Below are 23,166 nucleotides of genomic sequence, written 5' to 3'. Positions count from 1 at the left end.
ACAGCCCGGCAAGATAGCCGACAGCCTGTCGGGTGACAACATCCGCAGGAAAGCGTCACTCCGGCCTCACCCTTTCGTCTTCCCTATGACGATTCTCATCACCGGCGGCGCCGGGTATATCGGCAGCGTCACTGTGGAACACCTGCAGCGGGCCAAACGTCCGGTGGCCATTCTGGACAACCTTTCGCGCGGCCACCGGGCGGCCGTTCCGGCAGCGGTGCCGCTCTATGTCGGCGACATCGGCGACCGTGACCTGGTTCGCCGGGTCATCCGGGAACAGAACATCACGGCGTGCATCCACTTTGCGGCGCTGGCGCTGGTCCCGGAGTCGGTTGCCGACCCGGCGCGCTACTACGACAACAACGTTGGCCAGTGCCAGATACTGCTGGACACGCTCCATGAAGCCGGCATCCGGCGCTTTGTTTTTTCCTCGACCTGCGCCACGTACGGACTGCCGCAATCCATCCCGATGACCGAAAGCCATCCGCAGCAGCCCATCACGCCCTACGGCTGGTCGAAGCTGTTTGTGGAACGCATTCTGGCCGATTATGACCGGGCTTATGGCCTGCGGTTCGTGGCCCTGCGGTACTTCAACGCCGCCGGCGCAACAGTCATCCACGGCGAAGACCACGAACCGGAAACCCATCTCATTCCCAATGTGTTGCGGGTTGCCGGCGGGCGGGCCGAAGCCGTTGAAGTGTATGGCAACGACTACCCGACGCCCGATGGCACGGCCATCCGCGACTACATCCACGTCAGCGATCTGGCCGCTGCCCACATTGCCGCCCTCGATGCCCTGGCCGATGATCAGCCTTCGGCTTTTCTCAACTTGGGCACCGGACAGGGCCATTCCGTGCTGGAAGTGATTGAAACGGCCCGGCGCGTCACCGGCCACGCCATTCCGACCCGCATCCGCGCCCGGCGGCCCGGCGACCCGCCGCAGCTCGTGGCCGATTCACGCGCCGCCCAGGACTACCTGTGCTGGCGGCCGGCACAATCGGATTTGGAAGACATCATCCGCTCGGCCTGGCAGTGGCACAGCCGCCACCCGGACGGCTATCCCAAAGAAACCGCCTGATAGCCGACGCCATCAGCGCGCCAGGGCAAGCAGCGCGGCCATCCGTCCGGCAATGTCATCCGGCCCGGTGTAGAGCGCCGAAATCAGGGCGACGGCATCGGCTCCGGCGGCCCGGACAGGCGCTATCCGGTCGGCGGTGATGCCACCAATGGCCACCAGGGGTTTCGTCGTGACAGCGCGGACAGCGCGCACGCCTTCCAGCCCAACGACCGGATCGGGCTGTTCTTTGGTTTGGGTCTCGAAAACCGGTCCGATTGCCAGGTAATCCACGGGCAGGCGGTCGGCGGCTGTTGCCTGGGCGACGTTGTGCGTCGAGTAGCCGATGATGGCCGTCGGCCCCAGAATGGCGCGGGCCGCTACCGGATCGAGATCGTCCTGTCCGAGATGAACACCATCGGCCGCTGCGGCCCGGGCCACATCCACCCGGTCATTGACAATCACCCGGACGCCACGCGGACGGGCCAGCTCCATGACGGCACAGACCGCTTCGTGGAGCGTTCGGGCAGCGGCCTGCTTGTCCCGAATCTGCACCAGGGTTGCGCCGCCGGCGATGAGCGCTTCCACCACCGCCCGGAGTGAAAGCCCAACCTGCGGCGAAGTAATGGGATAGACCGGCGGCAACGTCCAGGACAACACAGCGTTCATTTTCGTCCGGGGAAGGCTGTACCAACTCAGGCTGCTCAATATCTCGCTTTTCGCCTTGCTTTCAAGGTATGTTCGAGACAGCAACCCTCCATTCCATCCGCAACCGATACGCACTCGATGGCTTCATCATCCACATCTGCGGCGTCTGCGGCGCGCGCCGGCACCTCGCAAACCGCTAGGGCCACCAACGTCAAAACCACGCGCAAAACCAGAAAAGGGACTTCATCCGATGCCACCGCGCCCCAGTCGCTGGCGGATGCCCAGCCGGTGTTTCCCTTCACGGCCATTCTGGGGCAGGAAGAAATGAAGCGGGCGTTGCTGCTGAATGCCGTCAACCCCAACATTCGGGGCATTCTGGTGCTGGGCCACCGGGGCACAGCCAAATCCACGTCCATCCGCGCACTGGCCGATGTCCTGCCGCCAATCGAATTCGTGGCCGAATGTCCCTACCGCTGCCCTCCCGACAAATCGGCCGGGTTGTGTGACACCTGCCGCAACGCCAAACCACGCGCCAAGCTGCCGACGATGGTTGGACGGGTTCCGGTGGTGGACCTGCCGCTGGGCGCAACCGAAGACCGCCTGTGCGGCACGCTCGACATCGAACGGGCGCTCAGCCAAGGGCAGAAAGCCTTTGAGCCGGGGCTGCTGGCCAAGGCCAATCGCGGCTTTCTCTACATTGACGAAGTCAACCTGCTCGAAGACCACCTCGTGGATGTCCTGCTCGACTCCGCCGCCGGCGGCATCAACATTGTTGAGCGGGAAGGCATTTCGATTGCCCATCCGGCCAGGTTCACGCTCATCGGCTCCGGCAACCCGGAAGAAGGTGAGTTGCGCCCGCAGCTTCTTGACCGTTTTGGCCTTATGGCCGAAATCCGCACGATTACCGACATTGACACGCGCATTGCCATCGTCAAACGGCGACTGGCTTTTGAGCGCGATCCCATCGGGTTTCGCGCCGAGTATGAACCAGCCCAGCAGGCCCTCCGTACGCGCCTGGTTCAGGCGCGCGACCGGCTGGATACGCTGGACGTACCCGATGACATCCTGCGCTTCATTGCCCGGCTCTGCGTGGCGCTCGATGTGGACGGCCACCGGGGCGAAATCACCCTGCTGAATGCCGCTCTGGCAAATGCGGCATTTGAAGGCCGCGCCCACGTCACGCGCGATGACATCCGGGCGGTGGCGACGCTCTCCCTCCGTCACCGGCTGCGCAAGGACCCGCTGGACCGCACGGATGGTGGCGAGAAAATCCGGTGGGCGCTCGAAAAACTCGAAAAAGAATCGCAGTAGGGAGCAAGGATTTATGGCACGTCTGAAGCCGACGGCCCACACCGGCATCACCCTCACAGTGGGATTGCTGTTGGGTCTGGGCCTGGGTTCAACCGGCACCGCCGTGTGGGGACAGCGGGAAGCGGCACCGCGCGTCAACCCACAGGAACGGACGCTCGACGCCAACCTGTTTATGCAAACCTCAGCGGAGTATGTCGCCTGTTGTTTGCAAACATACGCTTGGGCCAGCGAACGTCTGCGCCAGCGCCTCGCGGCACTCGCGCCCTCGGAACGGCCGCCGGCCGTCATCCTCGATCTCGATGAAACCGTTCTGGACAACGCCGGATTCCAGTCGTTTCTTGACCGCGAAAGCAAGTCCTACGAAAAAGCCCTCTGGGACCGCTGGGAGCGGGAGTTCCCGACAGAAACACGCCTTGTTCCCGGAGCCAAAGGTTTCATTGAGGAAGCCGAACGCGCTGGCGTGACGGTGGTGTACATCTCCAACCGTACCGACCGGGAAGCGACGGTGGCTGCCCTGCGCCACAACGGGCTGTCTGTGGAAGGCATTGCCGACCGCCTCCTGCTGCGTACGGATACGGCCGACAAAACCGCCCGCCGCAAGGCCGTTGAGGAACGATACCGCGTCCTGCTCTACATCGGTGACAACCTGCGTGACTTTTCGGAAATCTTCGTCACGCCCGAACTCGCGCCCGACGCGACGGACGACGCCCGGCGGCAGGCGCTGGCAAAGCGCCGGATGGCGGTTGAGCAACATGCTTACCGGTTCGGAACGGACTGGTTCATGCTGCCCAATCCGGTGTATGGCGAGTGGCAGGTACCGCTGGGCCGCGAGCCACGGCGTTTTCTGCGCCCCACAGAGATGCGTTGACCGCACGGCCGGCAACCGCATCGCGCATCACAGGCGACCTGGTTTGGCCTACCTTTCGGTGGCAGGCGCAGCACTGCTGTCCGCTGGCTGTCCGTCAGCCAGCCTGGTTACACCGAGAAGCTGCCACGTCCGACCGCCATCAGTGGAAACGTAGTAGCAAAACTTGAAATCCTTATCGTCGGATACGCTGTTACTGCCACTATACTCTGCTCGTGCAACACCAAGGGTACTGCCGGGAGCCCCATGTTCACCAGGTTCACCATACTTTCCGTGTTGACCGTAATTCCCGTGGCCCGGAAACTCCGGGTATTTCTTATCTTTCCTGACAGAACAAAGAGCGCTGTCGTGTCCCGGTCTGGCACCTGGGTGCCCTGCCGAACCCAGATGTCCAGCATGACCTAAATTTCCACCATAGCCTCCTCTGCCGGGACCACTGTACATTCTGATCTTGGCGAGGCCGCAGTAGGTCACGGTAATATCACCGCCGTTGCCACCCTTGCCCCCCTTACCACCTTTCCCAGCGTTACCACCATTACCACCCCTCCCAGCCGCCCCGACATTCCCACCACAGCCACCGCGTCCATACTGATAGTTACAACTGGCACCGTCTCCGCCCCGTCCACCGTTGCCGCCGCGCCCACCACGCCCGCCATCACCACCTCTCCCTCCCCTGCCGCCATCACCACCCCGTGCAGTAAAAATGTAGTCAGTCGTATCATTGGCAGGAATATCACATGTGATAGAAGGCGCAGTCTCTCCATCCCTGCCCGGTTGTCCGTCACTCCCATGCTCTCCATCACCCCCGCGCTGACCAGCTTCTCCGGGCCGCCCATCTATCGTATCGGCACTGTCACAGGTTCCATCCGCTCCATCGGCCCCATTTGCCCCATCCGCTCCATTCGCACCGTGCTTCCCATCCGCCCCATCGGCCCCCGGCAGTTCATCACAGTTCGGCGGACACTTCCCTTTCCGCACCATTTCCTGCCATTCATCCCGCCCAAAACCCTTCACAACTATCATCACACGCCCTGCCTGCGCACCCATGAACCGGGGCGGCTCTGCCTGAAACAGGTAAATGTGATGTGACCCCTCGAACACCACCTCCCGTCCTTCAACCACCATCTGCCGCGCAACAATCACCACATCCCCCGTTGCCTCGACCCGCTCCGGCACCACCACCGTGTCTCCCATCCACACCCCCTGCGCCTGCCCGCCCAGCCGCTGCACCGCCCGGAACGACGCCTCCCGCTCCAACTGCGCCCGCAGCCGTGGATACCAATCCCCACCCAGCAGCATGTATGGTTCAAAACCAACGCCGCTCCGCCGCAGCAAAGCCGCCCCAGCCCGGAACGCCAGCGCCTGCCGCGTCAACACCCGCCACGCCAGCACCGTGCTGTACTTCAGCGATTTTGCTTTCAGAAAGTCTTCCACCTCTTCTGCCGTCGGCGGCCGGTCAACCTCGTCAACCCGCCGCAAAACAACCACCTCCAACGGCTCAGGGGAAGCTGCCGGCTTCGTGGAAGCTCCGGTTCTCTGCCCGGTGCTCCCGCCAGCCACCAGCGACTGGGCCGGCACACGCATCACCCCGACCGGTGTGGCAACCACTAGCAGCCACACCAACCCCAGACACCACCAGCGACGGCAGGCAAAAGACATCATCACAACCTTGCCTTGGAAAAGCACTCAGGATACTGCAAGCCTACAGGACTTTTTTTTTTCGCGTCAACCGTGCGTACGGGTTCTCACGTGACCGCTTGGAGAAAAGCAGCCTGACCGGCCACCGGAAGGCAGGGACTGGTTCAAACCTGTGGTTCAGGCCTGTGGTTCAGGCCGGGCGCGACACAGCTTTTCCGGCGACAGGGGCAAGGCGTACCGGCACGCCGCTGAGGGCGGCGTTTCCGCTGACTTCATCCACCAGTTGCTCATCGGTGATGTCGTTGATGCTGACGCCGGGATAGCGCCGGGCAACGTCGAGCTGGACACCGGGACGGTCATGCCCCCAACCGTGCGGCAGGCTGACCACACCGGGCATGACCTCATCGGAAACTTCTGCCGGGGCGGTGATTTCCCCGGCACGGGACATAACCTTCACCATCTGCCCGGAGGTAATGCCATACCGCCGGGCGTCGTCAGGATGCACCAGCAGCGTGCAGCGGGCTTTGCCGCGTACCAGCCGTTCGCTGTTGTGCATCCACGAGTTGTTGCTGCGAAGCTGACGCCGGCCGATCAGCAGCAGGGTGCCATTGGCAGCGGGCGGCATCGGTTGGGACTGAAGTTGCGCATGAAGACGCGGCACATCCTGCGTCAACATCTCCGGCGCCAGGGCGATGCGCCTGTTTTTTGTCCAGAGCCGTCCGGGCAGCGCCGGTTGGAGCGGCCCCAGATCAATGCCGTGCGGAGCCGCCTTGACTTTCGCCAATGTCAGGCCGTCGCCGAACAGTCCCGTTCCATAGGGGCCGAAACGAAACGCCAAATCCAGCATGCCATCGAGACCCAGCCCCAACCGGACACCCCGCCGCAGTTGCGCCCGGATGGCTTCCAGTGGTGTCCGGCTGGCGAGGCGCGTTTCGAGTTCGAGAAAAATCTGCCAGTCGTGGCGCGTATCGTCCGCCGGAGCAAACACGGCTGGCGAGTATTTGACCGTATTGCGAACGGCCAGATGGTGAAAAATCGCCGCGTAGTTTTCGTGCTCCAGCGAACCCGTCGGCGGCAGGATGATGTGCGCGTGGCGGGTCGTCTCGTTGATGTAGATGTCCACCGCCGCCATGAACTCCAGCGTGGCCAGCGCCGCATCGAGCTGCCGGCCGTTGGGCGTCGAAAGGACGGGATTCCCGGCAATCGTCACCAGCGCACGAACCTGCCCCTTGCCTGGCGTCAGGATTTCTTCGGCCAGCGCCGCCACAGGCAGTTCACCGGCAAACTCTGGCAGGCCGCGGACGCGACTTTTCCATGCCCCCAGATGCCCGGCCGTGAACCGCTCCAGCGGGTCAAGCGCCGCTTTGGGAAACATGGCTCCGCCTTCCCGGTCAAGGTTGCCGGTGACGATGTTCAGTGCGTTGACAAGCCACTGGGCGCTTGTCCCGAAGGTCTGGATGGAAAGCCCGACGCGGCCGTAGCACACGGCCGCCGACGCGGTGGCAAACTCGCGGGCCAGCGTCTCAATGGTTTCAGCAGCAATGCCGGTGAGCGGCGCCACGCGCGCCGGCGGGAAATCACACACGATGGCCGCCAGCGTTTCGACGCCATCGGTAAATGCCGCCAGCCGCCCCAGCCGAACGCGCCCTTCGGCAAACAGGACGTGCAGCATGGCGAGCAGCAGGTAGGCATCCGTTCCCGGCCGGATGAAAAGATGCTGGTCGGCAAGTTCGGCCGTTTCCGTCCGGCGCGGGTCCACGACAACGACCCTGCCGCCACGGGCGCGCAACGCCTGTAACCGCCGCGACATGCCGGGCGCCGTCATGAGGCTGCCGTTCGAGACCACCGGATTCGCCCCCATGATGAGAAAAAACTGCGTCCGCTCCACGTCCGGCACGGGCAAAAGCAGTCCGTGGCCGAACATGGCGTGGGCCGCGACCATGTGCGGCAACTGGTCAACCGAACTGGCAGAGTAGATGTTTCTGGTCTTCAGCGTCCGCACAAAGGACGGGAACGAAAGCACCGTGCCGAAGTTGTGCACGGCCGGATTGCCCTGGTAGGTCGCCACGGCGTTGTTGCCATGGCGTTCCTGGATGTCGCGCAGACGCCCGGCCACTTCATCGAAAGCCGCCTCCCAGGTGATCCGCTCCCAGTTGCCGCCACGGGTACGACGGACCGGATGCCGCAGCCGGTTGGGATCGGTGTGCAGGTCTTGTAGAGCAACCCCTTTCGGGCAGATATACCCCTGGCTGAAAGGGTCCTGCCGGTCGCCTTCGATGCGTACGATGTCATTGCCGCGAACGGTGATTTCGAGACCGCACATGGCCTCGCACAGGTTGCACGTCCGGTAATGCTGCCGGTCAGTCGCCATGGGTTCGGCTCCAGGGTATGGGCGTCAGCGCACTTCGCGCCAGGGAATGGTGCTCGGTGGCGGAACGTAGGGTTGCACCTTGCGGGCGGGAAAACCGTGGGTCAGCGCCAGAGCTTCCCATTCGTCCGCCGTCCGTTCGGCAAGCAGGGTTCTGATTTCGACGTACACCGGATTGCTTTCAATAGCCGGCGAGAACGCCGAAGCCTTCCAGTCTTCGCGTCCGACGGCAGCGCAGAAGCGTTGCCAGAAGTGCGGCTCCAGCAGCCCCAGCGCCAACTGCCCCTCGCGGGTCGGATAGATACCGTAGCAGACGATGCTTCCATCAAGCTTGACGGGCGGCGGATAGGCCAGCCCGGCTGCCGCTTCGGACAAATACACCTCATAGAAGCCGCCGCCCTTGCGCAGCCCGTCCAGCGCGGCGATGACCGCCCAGTAGGCTCCGGCCCCGTCCGCAATTTGCAGGTACTTCCAGCCGTCGCCAAAGCGGGGGATGAAACCGCCGCCCGCGAGATAGGTCAGATCATGGCCCGGCGCTTCGTACAGGGCCGCTTCGCGGTAGCTGGCAATCCGTACGTAGGTCAGCTTTGGGTTGATGGCGCGCAGTGTTTCCGGCCCGACGCCCAGACGCTCCATGACACCCGGACGGTTCATTTCCAGCAGGATGGCCGCTTCGGCGACGAGTGCCTTGAGTTGCCCGACGCCATCGGGGGTTTTCAGGTCAAGGGTGATTGTCTGCTTTCCGGCTGCCAGCCAGTTGTAAAGCTGTGGCGACAGCGCCTGCGTCAGGTCGCCAGCCGGCGGCAGCAGACGTACGACTTCAAAGCCAAGGTCCGCAAGCATCCGCCCGGCCAGCGGGCCGGGCAGAAGGCGGCACAGATCGAGTACCTTCTGTGACATGCGAGATGTGTTTACCCGTCATCAGGTTCAGAGTTGTGTGCGCCCAGCATAGTCCTGATTGCCGGGCGGTTGGAAGAGCCGGCGGGCTAAAGTCAGCAATTCTGACACCTCAAAGGGTTTCTGAAGGAAGACAGCGCCTTCCGGGCAGCGGCCCGCAATCTGATGGTGGGAGCGGAGCGTCCCCGAAAGCCCAACCATGGGCAGGGTTGGGTAACGTTGGCGAATCCGCCACATCAGTTCGAGACCGCTCATGTGGGGCATGTCGAAGTCTGTGATGACGCCATCCAGGGCGCTCAGCGAGCGCAGCTTCTCCAGGGCCGAGGGGCCATCCGTCGCCGTGACAACCGTAAACTCGTCCTGTAGGATGTCATTGAGCAACTCCAAAACCAGTTCATCATCATCCACGAGCAGCAAAACGGGCATTTTCATAGGCCTTCTCTTGCAGGCAGGCTTATCCGGGCAAGAGGGGGGGTTGCCCAAACCGCCGTATAGGGTAGTTCAAAAATGATACCGGCAGGTTATCGCTTGGACGTTGAAGGTGACAATAAAGAAACACAACTTTTTTCCATTTACCAACGTCTTTTGGTCAGACGTTTGCTAATCCGTGGTGGAAAACAGCACCCAGCGTTGCCGGGCGCACAGTCAGCACCGTCCCGTTGCCATCATCATCGCGGAATCATTTGACGGCATTTGCCCCATCCATTACAGCCGAGACCGTGGAGGTCAGCGCGGGACGCGACACCACGGCGTCCCCGAAATTCCAGACTTGTTCTGCTGAGGTTGAACGTCATGGCGGAAGTCCAGCCGTTGCGAGTTAAGTCGGTTTCCCTTGCTGTACGGTGCGAGATTTGTCACCAGAGCGATTGCTATGATCCGGTCACAAACACCTGTAGCCGCTGTCAGGACGTGCTGCATCTGGTTGCGCCGCCAAAGCCGCTCCGGCAGCCGACGTTTGATTCCCTCGAACATTTCTGGACGATGCTGCTGGCCGGCAGCCGCGTCGGTGCGGTAAGCAGTCTGGTGATGGTTGCCCTGTATCTGGTCTGGCGACAGCTTGGCTTTCCCGATGCCCATCCGATCCGCAATGGGGCGATGTTTGCCGAAATCGGGTTTCTCATTGGGACTTTTGCCGGCGTGCTCCGCCACGGCGGCCATGCCGAGACGCCCCGGATTGCCGCCCACAATGCCGCACTGGGCTTCATTTTCGGAGGTATCCTGACAGGTCTGCTCTATCTGCTCCGCTTTGCCGCGCCCGATCTCGACGGGATGGACTTTCTGCGGTTTCTGGCGTTCTGCACCTTTGGGGGGCTGGTCTTTGCCTTGGGCGGCGGCTTTATCGGCGCGGTTCTCAGCGTACTCATCCCGGTTGATCATCCATTGCGTCGGCGGCCTACGCCGTTTTGAGCGCAATGTCCAAACAGGCTTCCGCGCCGGACACCTGGGCCGCCCGTCTTGCCGAGTACGAAGCTGAAAGTACCCGACTTGATCTTGTCGAAGGCTACACGGCGCCCCACGCCCTCCGTCTGGCGGCCGTTGCGGACAAACTCGCGGTTGCCTTTGGGTTTTCCGAGCGTGGCCGCCGTGACCTGCGCATCGCGGCGCTGTTGCACGACATCGGCGAAAGCCAGCTTGACCTGCCTTTTCTGACGGCTTCCCGGCCCCTGACCTTTGGGGAACGGCAGATGCTGTGGCGGCATCCCGTCGTTGGCGAGCGGGTGATGTATGACCGCAACCTTCCTGAAGCCATTGGCCTGCTGGTTCGCTGGCACCACGAAAACTGGGACGGGTCGGGCTACCCGGACGGCCTCCGGGGCGAGCAGATTCCGCTGGCGGCGCGCCTGTTACGCCTGGCTGACGTGTGGTGCGCGCTAACGCAGGACCGCCCGTTCCGCAGTGCCTATCAGGAAACGGAAGCTCTGGCGCACCTGCGCGCTATGGCCGGGACGGCGCTTGACCCAACGGTGACGGCCCGCTGGCTGGCCGACCCAACAACGGACCATAACCCGTCCGGCAGTGGTGTTGTGGGTATCTCTGGGCTGATGCCCTGGACAGTCTCCCAAAGCCCCCTGCACCAGGCGCCTTTGCTCGGTTTTGAGGTGGCGGCCCTTCAGAAAGAACCATTCCATTCCATTGCCCTGCCCTTTGGCGGCGATGGCAGCCTGGGCTGGCGGCTCAAGCTGCTTGGCAAACAGGTGTTGACCAATGATCCGCGTCAGGCGGAGACCTGCCGGGCCATTGCCACCGTTGAAAACAACGGCTATGTGCTTACGGCCAGCCAGGTGGATGCCTGGCTGGGGGCGGCGCGCGATGCCGCCCAGGACGACGCAACGCCCATCAATCCCGCCCTGACGCGCTGGCTGCCGCTGCCCCAGGCCCGGTGGCTGGCCGGACTGCGGCAGGCCGTCCTCCAGACGCCGGACCGTATCACGCAGGCGCTGGGGATGAGTCTGGGGCTATACCTTGGGGATTACTGGCTGGGCTTTGATGTGTCCGTCCGCCACCTGTGCCAAAGCCTGGAGGAAGCGGCCATCGAAGCCCTGCCACGGCTCAACCGTGCCGTGGACAACCGGCTGGCCAACCAGGCCACCTGCCTTCCGGCGCACGTGTTTGCCGTGCAGACGGCCGCCGATGTGGTGTATCTGCGCCTGCCGCCGCTTGCCCCTTACGACCACGTGACCGGACACCGGGATGGCTGGCGCGAAGTCTGGGTCAGCCATCACCCGGATGCACTTGGGTCGCTGACGCGGGCCCACGCCGGACGCTTTGGCGGCTGTCTCACCTCGCGCCGTGAATACCGCGCCGCGCTTCGTTCCCTGCTCCGGCGGCTTCCACATTTCCCCCGGTGGCTGATTGGCTTTGCCCATGAAGCCGAACCGCCGCGCGACCTGCTGGAAGAAATCAGCGCCTTTCGGCCCATCACCGAGGTGGCAACCAAGGCGGCCGGTGAGTGTGGCACCCTGCTGAATCAATCCATCGTTTTCTGTAAGCCGGTTTTGAAGCCCGAAAGCAGCGCCGTTCTCCGTCAGCGCGGCAGGTAGCCCAAGCGCATAGCCACGCCCCAGGCGACCGATACCAACAGACCCAACAACGAAAGCCCAATCATCAACAGAATCCAGACAGGTGATGACTGACGGGACGCCATGGCGCGTCGAGCTTAGCAGACAGGCCCCTATGGATTGGCGCCAATCTCCCGGACTTCCACCCGCCCAAGATACAGGGCGGAAGCGGCCGGCTGGTTTCGCCGGTTGCCAATGGCCAGCTCGGCATCGCCCCGTTCGTTGGTGACGAACAGAATGTCAATGGGCACGTAGGTCTGGCTCTCGCTCAGCGCCACGGGTTCGTTGAGCCACAACCCGGTTTGGTCCCGGACGCCAATCACCGCCCCACCCTGCGTGACGCGCGCGGCGGTCTGAAGGCGATACATCACGTTTGGCTTGAGCGGGGGCAAGGGCAGCCGCAGGCGGGTGGTGTAGTTGGAGACATCGGTCACAACCCGCAGGGCAAGCTGGCTGCCGTCGCGCTGCACTTCCGGCGGACGCATCCCGGCATGCGGCAGGTTTTTTGTCAGGCGTTCAAGATCAGTCGGCTCGGCCAGCCAGACGAGCGTGGCTTCCTGACGCTGCTGCTCCGTGTAATAGCCACGCCGGGCATAGCCGTTGGTGCTTCCCATGAAGTAGTACCGCGCGGGCAGTGACGGGGTGCTTTCCGTTCCGGTCAGCCGGTACACGCGCACCGTGCCGTAGAGCGTTCCCGACAACTCGGCAACGAGTGGCCATTGGTACTGAGCGGCCAGCTTCCGCAGAGGCGCGGACGCCGGTGTTTCATCAGTGATCATCACCACCGGCTGATTCTCGTCGGCAATCTGAGCTGGAAACGGCTCCTCATCAAGTGGGGCGACGTAGCGGGTGCCCAGTGGAAAAGCAAAGCGGTGGGTGTTGCTGGCCACAACCGTCGCGCCCGGCGGAACGACCTGCCGCAACACCAGGGCGAGATCGGCATAGGGCGCCGGGGTGAAGGTTCGCGTCCAGCGGTGGAAACGCCAGACAGCCCGCCCGCCCGAACCCAGCGTGGCCGTGATCAGCGCCAGCATCGTCACCCCCACTGCCAAGCCACGCAGGACGCGCGGCACGGTACGCCGCCGCTGCTCCACAGCCCAGCGCAGCGCATCCACCACAAACACCCCGACGCACAAGGCAAACCAGGCCGTCAGTATGGGCAACGAGGCCGGGAGTTTATAGCTGTCAAACAGCGCCAGACTCACGATGCCGGTCAAGGTGACAACCAGCAGCCCCGTGCGGGGAATCCGCCAGTCCGGGTGCGACGGTGCGCCCAACACCTGAAGCCAGTGGGTGATGGGGCGCGTGTCTTTTTCAATTTCCTGCACAATGAGCGAAAGCCGACGCAGCAGCCCCCCACGCTCAAACATCCAGCTTTCCAGCGTGCCGACCTTGGGGAGCCGGACTTCCCCACTCTCATACAGCTCTTTCAGCTCGGCTGGAGCGGGCATCCCGCCAAACCGCCGGCGCAGTTCGCGGACAAACTGCCAGTGGGACACCATGTGGGAAATCGCCCGGGCGGTGCGGACGCCCAGATAGGCCAGCGCACCCAAGGTCATCCCCTGGAAAAGCCGCACGCTAAGGCTGTCCGGGGTCGGAATCAGCAGGATACCGTTAGACCAACCGGCATAGCGCCGTCCTTCGGCCAGCAGGTTCTCCCACAGGGACAGACCGGGCTGCCCATACAGGACCGCCGCGACCTGGGTGGCCTGCCGTTGGTATTCGGCCCAGTGCGTCCCCATCCAGAGCAGGTAGGGAAGCAGCAACGTTCCAGCGCCGAGAAGAAAAATGCGCCACGAGGTGCTCCCCAGCAGGTCGCCACGCTGGATGAGTCCCCAGGCGAGCACCCACAGAAAACCGCTCCATCCAATCGGATCAAACCATCCGGCCAGCAGCGAGGCCGCACCGCCCAGCAGTCCCCACAGCCACTTGCGTCCCAGGCGGTCGGTGGCCTGGGCGCGCAGAAACAGATAAAAGCCAAGCAGGGCAAAGGTGACAGCGCCGGTTTCAGGACGGAACGTGCGCAGACTGTTGAAGAAGTTGGGATCGCCAATCAGGCACGCCACCGCCAGCAGCCCGGCCGCGCGACTGTGGAGTTTGCGCCCGATGGAATAGATGACGACCAGTGCCGCCAGCGCCAGCAGGACGCCACACACCCGCACCTGCGCCACACCATCCCCGAAGACCACAAGCGCCGCCCACAGCGTCCAGTCCAGCGCCGGCCGGGTGAGCATCAGCCCGCCCGTCAGGGCCTCATAGGCCAGGAAACCTTCGGCCGCCGTCGGCGCCGGGATGGCGCCAATGCGCCGGGTGACGAAGAAGGCAAACAGCGCCGCCAGTCCGGCCAGCAGCAACCCCGCCAGCCGGTCCGCCCGCCGGGCTTCATCCGTCCAGGCCGGAATGGCATTGGCTGACAGATGCAGCGGCTCGCTTTTGACAGCGGCTTTTGCCGAACCTTCCGTCATCAGGCGCACGTCATCGGCTGGGTGGGCGTGGAAGCGAGCCAGCCTCCTCCACGCCCGCACAACCGGGGCTTTTCACGGTGGCGTCTAACTCAGCTCCGTCGCCTGGAACGTCTCCAACGTTCGCTTGAGCTGGGACATGAACTGGTCCGCCACCGCGCCGTCAATCAGGCGATGGTCAAACGTCAGCGACAGGTAGGACATGTGGCGGATGGCAATGGCATCGTCTTCCGTGACGACCGGCCGTTTGACCACCGCGCCCACGCCCAGAATGGCTACCTGCGGCTGGTTGATGATGGGCGTTCCGATAAGGCTGCCGAAACTCCCGTAGTTCGTGATGGTGAAGGTTCCGCCCATGACTTCATCGGGCTTGAGCTGTTTGGCGCGCGCCCGATTCGCCAGATCGCTGATACTGCGCGCCAGGCCGATGAGGTTTTTCTCCTCGGCATGGCGAATGACCGGCACAATCAGTCCCCAGTCAAGCGCGACGGCAATCCCGATGTGGTAGTGCTTTTTGTAAATGATGTTGTCGCCCTCGATGGAGGCATTGAGCGCCGGCCAGGCGCGGAGCGTATCCACGACGCTTTTGACGATGAAGGGCAAAAACGTCAGCTTGGCGCCATGCTGCGCTTCAAACTCACGTTTGTTCCGCTCCCGCAGCCGGTGAATGTGCGTCATGTCCACTTCAAAGACGGAAGTGACATGCGGCGACGTATGCTTGCTGAGCACCATGCGCTCGGCAATTTTTTTTGCGCATCGCCGTCATCGGGACGACTTCAACCTCATCGCCCGGCAGGGCGGCCGGGGGCGGCGCGGCAACGGCCGGCGCCGCCAGCGCCGGCGCAGCGGGCGGCATCACAGGCGGTGTTGCCGGCGCCGGGGCCGGAGCCGGTGGCGCGGCCGGCGTCACGACTGGCGCGGCCGGCGGCGCCACCACCGTCGAAGCCGCGGTCTGGCGGCGCTCCAGAAAGGCCAGAACATCGTGTTTGGTGATGCGTCCGCCGATGCCCGTGCCGCGAATCTGGCGCAAATCAATGCCATGTTCGCGCGCCATCCGGCGCACGAGCGGTGAAGACCGCACGCCAAAAGCGTCGGTGGTTTCCGAAGCGTCCTCGACATCGGCTTCATCAATCCGGGTGGCGGCCGTCACACCGTTGGAGGGGGCTGCGGTTGCCGAAGGCGTGGCCGCGGAAACGGCGGCGCTGACCGCCGCCGGAGCTTCGGCCGGTGCCGGTTGGGTATCCGGCGCGGAAGCCGGGACTTCATCGCTGATGTAGGCCACCACCGTATTGACCGGCACGGTCTGGTGCTCGCCAACGAGAATTTCCACCAAAATACCGGCCTGGGGGGCCGGTATTTCTGCATCCACCTTGTCGGTTGAAATCTCGAAGATTGGCTCGTCCCGCTCGACGCGGTCGCCAATCTGTTTCAACCACTTGATGATGGTGCCTTCCGTGATGGACTCGCCCATCTGAGGCATGACAACTTCGTAACGCATAACTGAAATCCTTTACCAAGATGACTTGTGGGCCACACGTGCAGAGTGCATAGCCCGGTTGGTTCGTTTCAATACTCTACCAGCCGCCGCACGGCTGCCATGACTTTCCCGGCGTTGGGAAGGAAAAAATCTTCGAGCGGCGGACTGTAGGGCGTCGGCGTGTCAATGGAAGCCACGCGCACGATGGGGCCATCCAGGTGCTCGAACAATTCTTCGGCAATGAACGCGGCAAACTCGCCGCCAATTCCGCCGGTCAACGTCGCCTCGTGCAGAATGATGACCTTGTTGGTTTTCCGTACCGTTTGCGCCATGGCTTCCTTGTCGTAAGGCAGCAGCGACCGCATATCGAGCACTTCCACCTGGATGTCATCTTCGCGCGCAAGGGTTTCGGCGGCTTCCAGGGCGACGTGAACCATGGCCCCGAAGGTGATGATGGAAGCATCCGTCCCGGCCCGGCGTACAGCGGCTTTGCCAATCGGCACCATGTAGTCCGTTTCCGGCAGGTCTTCCTTGATGCGGCGGTAGAGGTACTTGTGCTCGAAGTAGAGTACCGGATCGTCATCGCGGATGGCCGCTTTGAGCAGTCCCTTGGCGTCGTACGCCGTTGCCGGCTCGACCATCTTCAGCCCCGGCGTGTTCATGAAGAAGGCTTCCGGGTTGAGCGAATGAAAGGGGCCGCCGCGCACGCCGGCACCGGATGGGCCGCGGACGACAATGGGCACGGCCAGTCCCTGCCGGTAGCGGCTCGTCGCCGCATAGTTCGTCAGCATGTCAAAAGCGCAGGAGATGAAATCAATGAACTGCATTTCGGCCACCGGACGCAGCCCCAGATGCGCCGCACCGCAGGCGGCGCCGACAATGGCCGCCTCTGAAATGGGCGTGTCAATGACGCGCTCCGGCCCGAATTCCTCCAGCAAACCGGCCGTGACCTTGAACGCGCCGCCATACACTCCGATGTCTTCCCCAAGGCAAAACACGTTGGGGTCGCGGCGCATTTCCTCGAACAGGGCTTGCCGGATGGCTTCAAGGTAGGTTGTCAGGGCCATGACTGTTCAGCTCGTTGTGGGATGATTCCTGTGTGGCTGGTGCGCCCCACGATAACCGAAGTTGTGTCCCGTCGTCGAAGGATTCATGGCTGTCCGGGGTTAGGAATGGCGAGTAGCGAGTGGCGGGTGGCGGGTGGGTCGGCTGATGTGTACGCAGCAACGGGCAGACACCCTCAACCTCCACGTCGCCATCCTCCAGGTAACCGATGCTGCCGCGCCAGCCCCCGCGCCAACGGCTTTACGGTCTGGCGCTCAGTTCCAGCAGCGCCGCCTCCAGCGCCAGGACGCGGTTGATGTTGCGGTCAAGATCGCGCCGGATGGCCTCGAACCGGTTGAGCGTCTGGTGCAAACGCTCCAGCGGGAACAGGTCGGCCAGTTCCGCCAGTTTGGGCTGAACATCGCTGTGAACGAGCCGGTCTTCCAGCGAACGGGACGTTTCCGCGGCCGCCGGTGCAACCTTCAGGCATACCAGGTCGTGCACCAGGCTGGCCAGGATGTCCAGTGCGAATTCAAAATCCGGGCGTTCGAGTTTTCCGAAGTACTGGGCGGCTTTCAGCAGGCGTGGGATGGCATTGCCCTGCCCCAGCAACGTCAGCAGTTCGAGCAGGGCGCGGCGCTGCTGGCGGTACACTTCCAGGTCCAACCCCGTAACCGTACCGGGGCGTCCCTGTGCCAGCCGCGCCAGCAGCCGCTGATCGGCCGGTGGACGCCGGGCATATCGCTCCAGACAACGCTCAACCTCTTCGGGTGACAGCAGCGCAAACCGCACGACCGGGCAGCGCGAACGGATGGTGGCCGGCAGGGCATCCGGGCGGGCGCTGATGAGGATGAGCTGTGCATGGGCGGGCGGTTCTTCAAGCGTTTTGAGAAAGGCGTTGGCTGCCGCCGTGTTGAAGGCATCGGCACGCTCGAAGATGACAACGCGCCGCCGGCCTTCGTAAGGCAGGTCGGTAGCGAAGGGGATGGCTTCGCGTACCTGCCCGATCCTGATGTGTGCGCCATCCGGGACGATCAGCTTCACATCGGGATGCTCCCCCTGCGCGATGCGCCGGCAGGTTGCGCAGATGCCGCAGCCGGTGTCCGGTGCTTCCGGGCAGTTCAGCGCCTGTGCCAGGGACAGGGCAAACTGGCGCTTGCCCACCCCGGAGGGCCCCGTAAACAACAGGCTGGCCGGCAGGCGTCCGGTGACAAGCGCGCGCTGGAGAAAGGCTCTTGCAGCCGATTGTCCGATGAGTTCATGGAAAGCCATGCTGACGGGAGTGCCACTGTGGCCGAAAGCCACAGTGTTCGCAAAATTCCTGCTTGTGCACGAAAAGCCCTTTGGTGACAGCCTACCGGCCGCCTACACTACCTCAGCCCGGCCCGGCTGACGACGGCCATGCCGTGGCACGACCTGTCCACGAAGAAACACCCCACGGAGAAAAGACCCCATGACCGCTGCCACCCTGCCCGATATTGCGTCCGACACTGCCGCCGCCCCATCACCCCGCTGTCTGGCACGGGAAGTCATCGCCCTGCCCGGCGGTGGAACCCTTGAATACGACTACTTCGATGCCGGCCCGGCAACGATGCAGCGCCTGACGGATGTGCTTTTCAAAGAACACTGGCGGGACATCGTGGTCGGGCCGTGCATCGAGGGCGCGGTTTTTGAAATCCGCTTTGAGAAAGCGCCCAAAGTGACATTTCTCGACGGCTACCTCACGGTGGATTTGGGTTACTGGCACTTTCACCTGTGCACCGGCATTCACCGGCAGGCGCCGACGCCCGAAGTGGCCCGGCAGCGGCAGGTTTCCAAAGTAGCCTTCTTTTTACAGCGTGGGCAGCGTTGCGGCGGCGGGCGGAGCTGGGGCCTGCGCCTGTGGAACGGCGCGGGCGGGCAGATGACGACGGTCTTTCTGCCCAACCCCTACCTGACGGATGAGATGAAGGTCCGCAAAACGCCGGACTGGAACCGCCTGGCGCTCTGGCACAAGCTGCGGGAAATCTTTCTGGGCGAACCGGCCCCGGCCGATCTGGCGGACCACTACAGCCGGGAACCGCACGAGTCGCTTCATCACTGACCCCCGGCCCGGCGTAGGTGACGTGGGTGAATGCGTAACGGTCTGTAGATTCAGCCTTCCGCGCTGGAAAACACGAACCGCCGCCCGGCATGTGGCATATAAAGCCAGTGTCGTGGCGGCGGTTGGCGTTTCAGAAGCACAAGGTTTCTGAAAACCGGAGCGGAAGATGTCAGCGCACACGTGAGGTGTCGGCTGACGCTGGCCCCGGAAGTGTTCCTGCATTCATGGATCACCTCCTTGCAACGTCAGTATCGGCAACCGGTCAACGACTGCCACATTGCGCGCCCTGTCTAGCACAAACCCGTGCGCGAAGGAACACGAAATCTCATCCAAACAGCAGTTTTCCACCGGCGATGAGCAGTACCACCGACAGCGCGTACTCGACACCGCGCGCCGACAGATACCGGCTCCCGACGTGCGCCCCCAGCCAGCCGCCAGCCAGCGCCGCCACAAACAGCGGCCAGACAAAAGGCGGCAGAGGCGCAGCACTGGCAACGTACCCCAGCAGCCCGGACAGCGAATTCCCCAGAATGAACGCCGCCGAAACGGCCGAAGCCGTTTTCGTCTCGGCCCACCGGGCCAACAGCAACAGCGGCGTCAGAAAGATGCCCCCACCTGTGCCGGTCAGTCCCGACAGCAAACCGATGCCCGCGCCGCCCGGAAGCGCCAGCCGCAACGGCGGTAGTGTCACGGGAGCCGCAGCCGGTCGCGGCAGCCATATCCTGACCGCCGACGCCCAGAGCACCCCACCCACCAACCGCCGGAAGACCTCCGGCGGTACGGTGAGGTAGCCGCCGATAAACGCCAGCGGCAGCGCCAGCAGTGCAAACGGCCAGAAGCGCCGCCACTCGAAGTACGGCGCAAACTGCCAGGTGGCCAGCGCTGCCACCAGCAGGTTGAGCATCAGGGCCGTTGGCTTGACGACGTTCGGCGCCCACCCGGCCAGCGTCATGACGGCGATGTAACCCGAAGCTCCGGCATGCCCGACGGCGGCATACAGCATTGCCACAACCAGAACCCCGCCCGTAACCCAGGCCAATGTACCCACATCCATACCGGTTTGACCCTAGCCAAAACCATCGGCCGGTATCAGTCCTGCGGCGGAAGTTTGTGTTTCGAGACAGGCTTCCGGGAAAACGTCTGCCGGCGGCTGGTAGTCCCCATCGTGGGCGGAGACAAGCCGCCCGGCGCGCAGCTCCAGCCAGCGGGCCGCACCGCGTACCAGCCCCGGTTTGGTTGTGGTGACCAAGGTCTGGGCTTTGTCCTCCAGATATGCCAGCAGGGTTGTGATCCGTCGCGGGTCAAGTTCGGCATCGAGGTCATCGAGCAGAAACACCGGCGGCTCGGCGCAGTGCGCCCGGTACAGCGCCAGTTGCCCCAGCGTGAGGACGAGCAGCGTACTGCGTTGCTGACCGGCGCTGCCAAAGCGCGCCACTTCCCGTCCATCCATCAGAATGGCCAGATCGTCCCGGTGCGGGCCGACGAGCGCATGCCCGACGGCCAGTTCAGCCGCGCGGCGGCGCGCCAGCCGTTCGGTCATGGCGGCCCGGAAGGCTTCCGCCGTCGGCGGCAGGTCCGGCTCCAGCGACGACACATAGCGGATGGCCACCCGTTCAGCCCCGAAAAGCTGCCGTTCCAGATGGGCATCGAGCTGTTCGGCGTAGCGCGCCCGCTCCACGTGCAGTTCCGTCCCCAGTTCGACGAGTTGCGCATTCCATGCGTCCAGGGAATCCAGCCAGTCGCGGTGCTCAGGCCGCTCGGCAACAACGCGCAGCAGGGCATTTTTCTGTTTGAGCACCCGGGCGTAATCCAGCAGCGTCTGCACATAAGCCGGTTTCAGGCTCAGGATGCCCCGGTCGAGAAACCGCCGGCGCTGCTCCGGCTCGCCGCAGACGACATCCAGCGCCTCGCGCCCGTAGGCAAACACCACGAGTTGTCCCAGGTAATCGCGCAAAGCTGCCCGCTTGCCGTTGACCAACATGACCTTGCGCCCGGCTTCGAGATGCATATCCAGCGTGACGGAACTGCCCGTGCGCCGTTGCAATTCCAGGCGCAGATGGGCCGCCGCCGCGCCAAAGGCCATGAGTTCCTGCGGCTGGTGCGTCCGAAAGGATTTTGTCGTCGCCAGCAGATAGATGGCTTCCAGCCAGTTGGTTTTGCCCTGCCCGTTGCCACCCCACAGGACGTTCAGCCCCGGCGCAGCCGACAACGTTCCGGCCAGATTGCGGAAGCCATCTACCGTGACGGATGTGATCTCCATGCCCTTCCCTGTACGCAACCCGACAACGGCTTACCGGAGCGCGGCCACGCCGGGCAGTTCGATGCCGGAGAGAAACTCCAGACTGGCGCCGCCGCCCGTGGAGACGTGGGTAATCCGGTCGCCCAGACCGGCGGCGTTGATGGCGGCCACACTGTCACCGCCGCCGACAATGCTGATGGCCTCAGCGGCCGCCACGGCGGCTGCAATGGCGTTCGTTCCGGCGGCATAGCGCGGCTGCTCAAAAATGCCCATCGGGCCGTTCCAGACAATCATGCGCGCCGTGGCAATTTCGGACTGGTAGGCGGCAATCGTTTCCGGCCCGATGTCATACCCGGCCAGGTCGGGCGGCGTCGCCGTCACCGAAACCGTCTGGGGTTCCAGCTCAGGACGCGCCAGATCGCCCACCACGTGGTCGGTCGGCAGGTGCAGCCGGACGTTGCGCGCCTGGGCTTTGGACTCCAGCGCGCGCGCCACATCGAGTTTGTCTTCCTCAACGAGCGAGCGGCCGATTTCGATGCCACGGGCTTTCAAAAACGTGTAGGCCATCGCGCCGCCAATCAGCACGGCATCGGCCACATCCAGCATTTTGTCAATGACCTCGATTTTGTCCGATACCTTCGCGCCGCCGAGAATGGCCACGTAGGGATGCTCCGGCGCATGCAGCGCCTTGCCAAGGTATTCCAGTTCCCGCTCCATCAGCAGCCCGACGCCCCGCTCCGGGATGAAAGCCGCCATGCCGGCCGTTGAGGCGTGTGCCCGGTGTGCCGTACCGAAGGCGTCGTTGACATAGACTTCGGCGAGCGCCGCCAACTGACGGGCAAAGGCTTCGTCGTTTTTTTTCTTCGCCGGCGTGAAAACGGAGATTTTCAAGCAGCAGCACCTCTCCCGGCTGAAGTTCGGCCACCAGCTTTTCGACTTCCGGGCCGACGCAATCCGGGGCAAAGCGTACCGGCGCACCCAGGTGTTCGCTCAGCACTGGGACGACCGGCTGAAGGCTGTATTTCGCTTCCGGCGCGCCTTTGGGGCGTCCCAGATGCGAAGCCAGAATGACTTTGGCGCCTTTTTCACGCGCCAGTTGGATTGTGGGCACGGACGCGCGGATGCGCGTGTCGTCCGTTACCTGACCGTCTTTGACGGGAACGTTGAAATCTACGCGAATGAAGACACGCCGCTGGTGCAGGTCAAGGTCTCGAATGGTACGCATGGGCTGGCTCCGGGAAGAAGATCAAAGTCGTTGTGGTGCGGAAAGTGTATCGGGAATCACACCGCCGAAGCTACTCCAGCGGAACGGACAACAGAGCGGCCGCCACCCACAGCGCGTACATGTTGCCCGAAGGATGCAGTCCGTCGGCCGCCAGCAGGGAGGTTTCCTGCGCCGCCCGGCGCGAAATGGCCGTGACATCCACGTAGTGCGCTCCAGCCGCCAGCGTTTCCTCACGGTTGACGGCGTTGAACCGGTCAATGACGGGGCCTTCATTCTGCCGGTGTTGTTCGGCGGCAAATGGCGTCACACACCAGTCAGGAATGGAAAGGACGATGACCTGCCGGGGCTGTCCGCCGGCAAAGGCGATGGCCTGCTGAAGCAGCGCGCGGAACCGGGGACGGTACGCTTCCGGTGTCTGCCGCCGGTACTGGTCATTGACGCCGATGAGCAGCGTCACCAGATCGAAGCGTCCTGCCGGCGGATGGGCAGCAATGGCTTCTGCCAGTTCATCGGTCGTCCAGCCGGTACGCGCAATGATGTGTGGCGCGTCCCAGTTCTGCCCGCGCTGGCGCAGGGCGGCGCAAAGCTGTTCGGGAAAACGTTCCGGTTCAGCCACCCCCTCCCCAATCGTGTAGGAATCCCCCAGAGCCAGGTAACGCTTCATGACGACACCCTTTCCCACGTCTGACGCCGGCTGCGGTGCGGGCAGTGGTCTGGAAAAGCAGCCAACGGCAACAGTCAGGCACACCGAACTCCACCACCCCACCCACCGGCGTCCGGCCCGTTTCATTCCACA

Annotated in this window: 20 protein-coding genes and 1 pseudogene; 7 read left to right on the top strand and 14 right to left on the bottom strand. The window is 63.6% G+C overall.

The window, feature by feature from the left end:
• Positions 1-85: 85 nt before the first annotated feature.
• Complete coding sequence (gene galE, locus J8C05_RS03660; RefSeq protein ID WP_211422839.1) at positions 86-1,078, top strand: UDP-glucose 4-epimerase GalE; 993 nt, start codon at positions 86-88, stop codon at positions 1,076-1,078.
• 12 nt (positions 1,079-1,090) lie between these two features.
• Here galE and thiE read toward each other — a convergent pair whose 3' ends face one another.
• Entirely contained in the window at positions 1,091-1,723 is a 633-nt protein-coding gene (gene thiE, locus J8C05_RS03655; RefSeq protein WP_211422838.1) for a thiamine phosphate synthase, read from the bottom strand.
• 117 nt (positions 1,724-1,840) lie between these two features.
• On the opposite strand from thiE, the gene bchI reads away from it, so the two are divergent.
• On the top strand, positions 1,841-3,013 hold the full coding sequence (gene bchI, locus J8C05_RS03650) for a magnesium chelatase ATPase subunit I (protein WP_211422837.1): 1,173 nt from the start codon (positions 1,841-1,843) through the stop codon (positions 3,011-3,013).
• A 13-nt stretch (positions 3,014-3,026) separates the two neighbouring features.
• Positions 3,027-3,881 (top strand): 5'-nucleotidase, lipoprotein e(P4) family, encoded by an 855-nt coding sequence (locus J8C05_RS03645; RefSeq protein WP_211422836.1) that lies wholly within the window; start codon positions 3,027-3,029, stop codon positions 3,879-3,881.
• Between the two features lie 467 nt (positions 3,882-4,348).
• On the opposite strand, the gene J8C05_RS03640 is transcribed toward J8C05_RS03645, so the two are convergent.
• Positions 4,349-4,669 (bottom strand): hypothetical protein, encoded by a 321-nt coding sequence (locus J8C05_RS03640; RefSeq protein ID WP_211422835.1) that lies wholly within the window; start codon positions 4,667-4,669, stop codon positions 4,349-4,351.
• On the opposite strand from J8C05_RS03640, the gene J8C05_RS03635 reads away from it, so the two are divergent.
• Positions 4,668-4,967 carry a hypothetical protein gene (locus J8C05_RS03635; RefSeq protein WP_211422834.1) on the top strand — a complete coding sequence of 100 codons (300 nt, stop codon included), beginning with the start codon at positions 4,668-4,670 and terminating at the stop codon, positions 4,965-4,967. The two genes, J8C05_RS03640 and J8C05_RS03635, sit on opposite strands and share 2 nt — an antisense overlap.
• Positions 4,968-5,706: 739 nt before the next feature.
• On the opposite strand, the gene J8C05_RS03625 is transcribed toward J8C05_RS03635, so the two are convergent.
• From J8C05_RS03625 to J8C05_RS03615, 3 genes are read right to left on the bottom strand one after another with little or no spacing between them, the layout of a single operon-like run.
• Complete coding sequence (locus J8C05_RS03625) at positions 5,707-7,887, bottom strand: molybdopterin oxidoreductase family protein (RefSeq protein WP_211422833.1); 2,181 nt, start codon at positions 7,885-7,887, stop codon at positions 5,707-5,709.
• Between the two features lie 24 nt (positions 7,888-7,911).
• Positions 7,912-8,784, bottom strand: a complete 873-nt coding sequence (locus tag J8C05_RS03620) for a CoA transferase (RefSeq protein WP_014099253.1) — start codon at positions 8,782-8,784, stop codon at positions 7,912-7,914.
• Between the two features lie 27 nt (positions 8,785-8,811).
• Positions 8,812-9,213 (bottom strand): response regulator, encoded by a 402-nt coding sequence (locus J8C05_RS03615; RefSeq protein WP_211422832.1) that lies wholly within the window; start codon positions 9,211-9,213, stop codon positions 8,812-8,814.
• A gap of 477 nt (positions 9,214-9,690) precedes the next feature.
• Here J8C05_RS03615 and J8C05_RS03610 point away from each other — a divergent pair, with 477 nt between their 5' ends.
• Together J8C05_RS03610 and J8C05_RS03605 are read left to right on the top strand one after the other, a co-directional pair.
• Positions 9,691-10,188: a hypothetical protein gene (locus J8C05_RS03610; protein ID WP_211422831.1), complete on the top strand. Its 498-nt coding sequence runs from the start codon at positions 9,691-9,693 to the stop codon at positions 10,186-10,188.
• Positions 10,189-10,193: 5 nt separating this feature from the next.
• Entirely contained in the window at positions 10,194-11,822 is a 1,629-nt protein-coding gene (locus J8C05_RS03605; RefSeq protein ID WP_211422830.1) for an HD-GYP domain-containing protein, read from the top strand.
• A 131-nt stretch (positions 11,823-11,953) separates the two neighbouring features.
• On the opposite strand, the gene J8C05_RS03600 is transcribed toward J8C05_RS03605, so the two are convergent.
• From J8C05_RS03600 to holB, 5 genes are all read right to left on the bottom strand, one after another.
• Positions 11,954-14,305, bottom strand: a complete 2,352-nt coding sequence (locus tag J8C05_RS03600) for an ArnT family glycosyltransferase (RefSeq protein WP_211422829.1) — start codon at positions 14,303-14,305, stop codon at positions 11,954-11,956.
• A gap of 84 nt (positions 14,306-14,389) precedes the next feature.
• Positions 14,390-15,034, bottom strand: a complete 645-nt coding sequence (locus tag J8C05_RS15435; RefSeq protein ID WP_246840740.1) for a 2-oxo acid dehydrogenase subunit E2 — start codon at positions 15,032-15,034, stop codon at positions 14,390-14,392.
• The gene (locus J8C05_RS15430; RefSeq protein WP_246840739.1) at positions 14,988-15,800 is read right to left on the bottom strand and encodes a biotin/lipoyl-containing protein; all 813 of its coding nucleotides are present in this window, start codon (positions 15,798-15,800) and stop codon (positions 14,988-14,990) included. The genes J8C05_RS15435 and J8C05_RS15430 overlap by 47 nt, the downstream gene beginning before the upstream one ends.
• 68 nt (positions 15,801-15,868) lie before the next feature.
• Entirely contained in the window at positions 15,869-16,846 is a 978-nt protein-coding gene (locus J8C05_RS03590) for an alpha-ketoacid dehydrogenase subunit beta (protein ID WP_211422828.1), read from the bottom strand.
• Positions 16,847-17,084: 238 nt separating this feature from the next.
• Positions 17,085-18,095 (bottom strand): DNA polymerase III subunit delta', encoded by a 1,011-nt coding sequence (gene holB / locus J8C05_RS03585; protein ID WP_211422827.1) that lies wholly within the window; start codon positions 18,093-18,095, stop codon positions 17,085-17,087.
• A gap of 181 nt (positions 18,096-18,276) precedes the next feature.
• Here holB and J8C05_RS03580 point away from each other — a divergent pair, with 181 nt between their 5' ends.
• Positions 18,277-18,906 carry a DUF7676 family protein gene (locus J8C05_RS03580; RefSeq protein WP_211422826.1) on the top strand — a complete coding sequence of 210 codons (630 nt, stop codon included), beginning with the start codon at positions 18,277-18,279 and terminating at the stop codon, positions 18,904-18,906.
• A 325-nt stretch (positions 18,907-19,231) separates the two neighbouring features.
• Here the strand turns inward: J8C05_RS03580 and J8C05_RS03575 are convergent, their stop codons facing one another.
• The 4 genes and pseudogenes from J8C05_RS03575 to J8C05_RS03560 form a co-directional block, all read right to left on the bottom strand.
• Entirely contained in the window at positions 19,232-19,960 is a 729-nt protein-coding gene (locus tag J8C05_RS03575) for a sulfite exporter TauE/SafE family protein (protein WP_211422825.1), read from the bottom strand.
• Between the two features lie 12 nt (positions 19,961-19,972).
• Entirely contained in the window at positions 19,973-21,166 is a 1,194-nt protein-coding gene (recF, locus tag J8C05_RS03570; protein ID WP_211422824.1) for a DNA replication/repair protein RecF, read from the bottom strand.
• Between the two features lie 30 nt (positions 21,167-21,196).
• Positions 21,197-22,370, bottom strand: a pseudogene (locus J8C05_RS03565) (phosphoglycerate kinase).
• A 70-nt stretch (positions 22,371-22,440) separates the two neighbouring features.
• A complete protein-coding gene (locus J8C05_RS03560) occupies positions 22,441-23,034 on the bottom strand; it encodes an SGNH/GDSL hydrolase family protein (RefSeq protein ID WP_211422823.1) in 594 nt (197 codons plus the stop codon).
• Between the last annotated feature and the right edge of the window lie 132 nt (positions 23,035-23,166).

The sequence above is a fragment of the Chloracidobacterium sp. N genome, from assembly GCF_018304765.1.
GTDB lineage: Bacteria > Acidobacteriota > Blastocatellia > Chloracidobacteriales > Chloracidobacteriaceae > Chloracidobacterium > Chloracidobacterium aggregatum.
This window is presented reverse-complemented; position numbering and strand designations above follow the sequence as displayed.

Coding starts and splice junctions, on each gene's coding strand:
- galE (WP_211422839.1), top strand. CDS start 86: ATGACGATTCTCATCACCGGCGGCGCCGGGTATATCGGCAGCGTCACT.
- thiE (WP_211422838.1), bottom strand. CDS start 1,723: ATGAACGCTGTGTTGTCCTGGACGTTGCCGCCGGTCTATCCCATTACT.
- bchI (WP_211422837.1), top strand. CDS start 1,841: ATGGCTTCATCATCCACATCTGCGGCGTCTGCGGCGCGCGCCGGCACC.
- J8C05_RS03645 (WP_211422836.1), top strand. CDS start 3,027: ATGGCACGTCTGAAGCCGACGGCCCACACCGGCATCACCCTCACAGTG.
- J8C05_RS03635 (WP_211422834.1), top strand. CDS start 4,668: ATGCTCTCCATCACCCCCGCGCTGACCAGCTTCTCCGGGCCGCCCATC.
- J8C05_RS03640 (WP_211422835.1), bottom strand. CDS start 4,669: ATGGGAGTGACGGACAACCGGGCAGGGATGGAGAGACTGCGCCTTCTA.
- J8C05_RS03625 (WP_211422833.1), bottom strand. CDS start 7,887: ATGGCGACTGACCGGCAGCATTACCGGACGTGCAACCTGTGCGAGGCC.
- J8C05_RS03620 (WP_014099253.1), bottom strand. CDS start 8,784: ATGTCACAGAAGGTACTCGATCTGTGCCGCCTTCTGCCCGGCCCGCTG.
- J8C05_RS03615 (WP_211422832.1), bottom strand. CDS start 9,213: ATGAAAATGCCCGTTTTGCTGCTCGTGGATGATGATGAACTGGTTTTG.
- J8C05_RS03605 (WP_211422830.1), top strand. CDS start 10,194: ATGTCCAAACAGGCTTCCGCGCCGGACACCTGGGCCGCCCGTCTTGCC.
- J8C05_RS03600 (WP_211422829.1), bottom strand. CDS start 14,305: ATGACGGAAGGTTCGGCAAAAGCCGCTGTCAAAAGCGAGCCGCTGCAT.
- J8C05_RS15435 (WP_246840740.1), bottom strand. CDS start 15,034: ATGGTGCTCAGCAAGCATACGTCGCCGCATGTCACTTCCGTCTTTGAA.
- J8C05_RS15430 (WP_246840739.1), bottom strand. CDS start 15,800: ATGCGTTACGAAGTTGTCATGCCTCAGATGGGCGAGTCCATCACGGAA.
- J8C05_RS03590 (WP_211422828.1), bottom strand. CDS start 16,846: ATGGCCCTGACAACCTACCTTGAAGCCATCCGGCAAGCCCTGTTCGAG.
- holB (WP_211422827.1), bottom strand. CDS start 18,095: ATGGCTTTCCATGAACTCATCGGACAATCGGCTGCAAGAGCCTTTCTC.
- J8C05_RS03580 (WP_211422826.1), top strand. CDS start 18,277: ATGACCGCTGCCACCCTGCCCGATATTGCGTCCGACACTGCCGCCGCC.
- J8C05_RS03575 (WP_211422825.1), bottom strand. CDS start 19,960: ATGGATGTGGGTACATTGGCCTGGGTTACGGGCGGGGTTCTGGTTGTG.
- recF (WP_211422824.1), bottom strand. CDS start 21,166: ATGGAGATCACATCCGTCACGGTAGATGGCTTCCGCAATCTGGCCGGA.
- J8C05_RS03560 (WP_211422823.1), bottom strand. CDS start 23,034: ATGAAGCGTTACCTGGCTCTGGGGGATTCCTACACGATTGGGGAGGGG.